Genomic DNA, 3,058 nt, shown 5'->3' on the forward strand with positions numbered 1-3,058 from the left:
ATTTCCCTCGCTCTTTCCGCCTTGCTCTTTCTTCCGGTGATCCTGTGGAATATACAAAACCATTGGATAAGCTTCACATTCCAGGGGGAAAGGGTGAATATGTTCAGCTCGGGCATACGATTGGACTATTTCCTTACCGAACTCGGCGGACAATTCTTTTACAACAACCCTGTTAATGTTATCATTTATCTTGTTGTGCTGGCAGGAATGGCGTTTCGCAGAAAACTTCCGCCAGGTTCTCAGGAATACTTGTTATTATGGACCGCTTTACCCCTCATTTTCATCTTCCTGGTCTTTTCTCTTTTCCGTCAGACCTTGCCGCATTGGTCGGCACCGGGTTACCTGGGAATGATGCTGCTGGCAGGAGGCCGGATGGATAAGGTTATGGTTCCGCATAAATTAATCCCTGTAACGGTAAAAATGGCCCTGGTCTTTATGCTGGCAGTTATTATCGCAGGATTGCTTCAGATCAAAACCGGCTTGTTTTATCAGGATGCAGATAACCCGGAAAAGCTCGGGAAAAAAGATGTTTCCCTTGATATGTACGGATGGGAACAGACTTCGGAGAAATTCAGGCTTGAGATTCTCCCGAATGTTCCGGAGGGTTCTGAGCCTTTACCTATCATATCCTATCGCTGGTTTCCTGCTGCCAATATCGACTACTACATTGCCCGCCCCCTGGACATGCAGGTGCTTGCCATCGGAGACCTTGAGAAAATCCATAAATATGCCTGGATTAACCGCGAAAGGAGAGGGTTCCGCATAGGTATGGATGCCTGGTTCCTGACCAGTAGCCGGGATTTTAAGGATCCGGCGCTTTTATATCCGGGGTATTTCCGGGAAATCACCCCGGTGGATACACTTGCTATAACACGCGGTGGGAAACATGTTTACAATGTTTTCGTTTATCTGCTGAAAAACTTGCAGAAACTGCCGACGGATCCGTTGAAAGAAGTGCCTGCACAACAGAGGGATAAATAATTTAAGGTATCTTTGTCCTATGGATTCCAAAAGACAACAAAAGATTTCCAGGATGCTGCAACGGGATGTAAGCGAAATATTCCAGCGCAATACTGCTGCCTGGGCTAAAGGCGCCCTGGTGACCGTCACAAAGGTCAAGATAACTTCCGATTTGTCTATTGCCAGGATATACCTGAGTATTTTTGCCACCGGTGACAAAGCGGCCATCCTGGATCATATTAACGGGCAGAAAAGGGATATCCGCTTCCATCTTGGGCAAAAGGTGAAGGATCAGCTGAGAAAAGTACCCGAACTGGAGTTTTTTCAGGATGATTCTCTTGATTATATTGAGAATATTGATAACCTGCTCAAACAGTAATCACCGTGCACTTCTCCCTTTTTGTAGCCAAAAGATATCTTTTATCCAGGAAATCGTTCAATATCATAAATATTATTTCCGGGATTTCCGTGGGTGGTATTACTCTGGGTACGATGGCGCTCATCGTGGTGCTTTCGGTCTTTAACGGCTTCGAATCCCTCATTGTGTCGCTTTATAATTCCTACAATCCAGCCATAAAAATTACACCGGCCAGGGGGAAAGCTTTTTTACCCGAAGAGGCCGGGCTCGACAGCCTGAAGAAGCTTGATGGGGTTTATTATGTCACGGAAGTCATGGAAGACAATGCCCTCATGAAATTCAACAGCCGGCAGCATCTCATCACCCTGAAGGGCGTATACACGGATTACGGTCAGGCCAAAGCGCTTGATTCCATGATGATCGACGGCAGGTTTTACCTTGGGACCGATGAGATGCCCTTCGCGGTGCTGGGTGCCGGGGCTGCTTATCATGCAGGACTGTTTCTGGATGATTACATAAGGCCTTTCCAGGTCTTTGTGCCAAGCCGTACCGGGGAAATGGCAGGAATATCGCTCGATAAGGCATTTAACGAAAGAGACATTTCCCCGGCAGGGATCATCAGCCTTCACCAGGATTTTGATGTTAAGTACGTCCTGGTGCCCATATCCTTTGCCCGCGGTTTGTTCGAATACGACAGGGAAGTGACGGCCCTGGAAATTGACCTGAAGGAAGGAACCGATATGTTCAGGATGCAGGAGGTCATTAGCGCTATCGCCGGGGAGAATTTCGTGGTAAAGAACCGTTTTCAACAGCAGGAATTGCTTTACCGCATCATGCGCTCCGAAAAATGGGCCATCTTCCTCATCCTCACCTTTATCCTGATCATAGCCACCTTTAACATGATCGGGTCCCTAACCATGCTGATCATCGATAAAAAGAAAGACGTGGCCGTGCTTTACAGCATGGGGGCTTCCAATAAGCTGATCCGGCGCATCTTCCTGGTTGAAGGCATGATGATCTCCATCATCGGTGCAATAGCGGGATTGATCCTCGGTGCCTTGCTCTGCCTGGCACAGCAGCAATTCGGATTGCTCCGCCTGGGTGACGGAGGCGGTTCCTTCATTGTTCAGAATTATCCCGTGCAAATGCAATGGACTGATTTTGTTTTTGTATTCCTCACCGTGATCATTATCGGATTCCTTGCTGCTGTCATCCCTGTCAGGCAGATTTCCAGGAGGTTTTTGAGGGTGAAATTGCAGTAGGGTTGGCTGGGTGACAGATATGCGACCCCTCCGGGGTCGTGTGTTATGTGGGGTTATCCGGGCTATAAACATGCGACCCCTCCGGGGTCGGGCTTGGAGGTGCTTTCTGGGTTATAAGATTTGTTCCAAAATTCTTTCCCTGCAAAACATGAAGGTATTCAATAACCTTTATATATTTGGCAAAGAATTATAGTATCTTTGCCGATTAGGTTTAATTAACTCATACTGAACATTATCATCCTTAATTATGAACAAATCTGCTTTCATGGCTTTCGCGGGGTCTGTGATCATCCTGCTTGCTTCAACCATGGTCAGTGGGCGTGATATCGCCTTGCAAAAGGGTAAAGAAACCCAAACCAGGGTTGTCTCCAATACTTACGAGGAACTGCTTATCACTCAAACGATCGCTGAGATCAGCACCCTGAAAGTCCGTACGGAAGAAGGTGTCTTCATTCAACTAAATATTCCGGGTTTTTCA

The 3,058-nt window shown here is 47.1% G+C and carries 4 protein-coding genes; all 4 read left to right on the plus strand.

Going from position 1 to position 3,058, the window contains the following annotated elements; genetic code table 11:
- Positions 1-981, plus strand: a 981-nt coding sequence (locus KKA81_02885) for a hypothetical protein (protein MBU2649856.1), incomplete at its 5' end; no start/stop codon positions are given.
- Between the two features lie 19 nt (positions 982-1,000).
- The gene (gene rbfA, locus KKA81_02890; GenBank protein ID MBU2649857.1) at positions 1,001-1,339 is read left to right on the plus strand and encodes a 30S ribosome-binding factor RbfA; all 339 of its coding nucleotides are present in this window, start codon (positions 1,001-1,003) and stop codon (positions 1,337-1,339) included.
- A 5-nt stretch (positions 1,340-1,344) separates the two neighbouring features.
- The gene (locus tag KKA81_02895) at positions 1,345-2,580 is read left to right on the plus strand and encodes an FtsX-like permease family protein (protein MBU2649858.1); all 1,236 of its coding nucleotides are present in this window, start codon (positions 1,345-1,347) and stop codon (positions 2,578-2,580) included.
- A gap of 247 nt (positions 2,581-2,827) precedes the next feature.
- Positions 2,828-3,058: hypothetical protein (locus tag KKA81_02900; protein MBU2649859.1), on the plus strand; the 231-nt coding region annotated here is incomplete at its 3' end.

The organism is Bacteroidota bacterium (assembly GCA_018831055.1).
Taxonomy (GTDB): Bacteria; Bacteroidota; Bacteroidia; order Bacteroidales; family B18-G4; genus M55B132.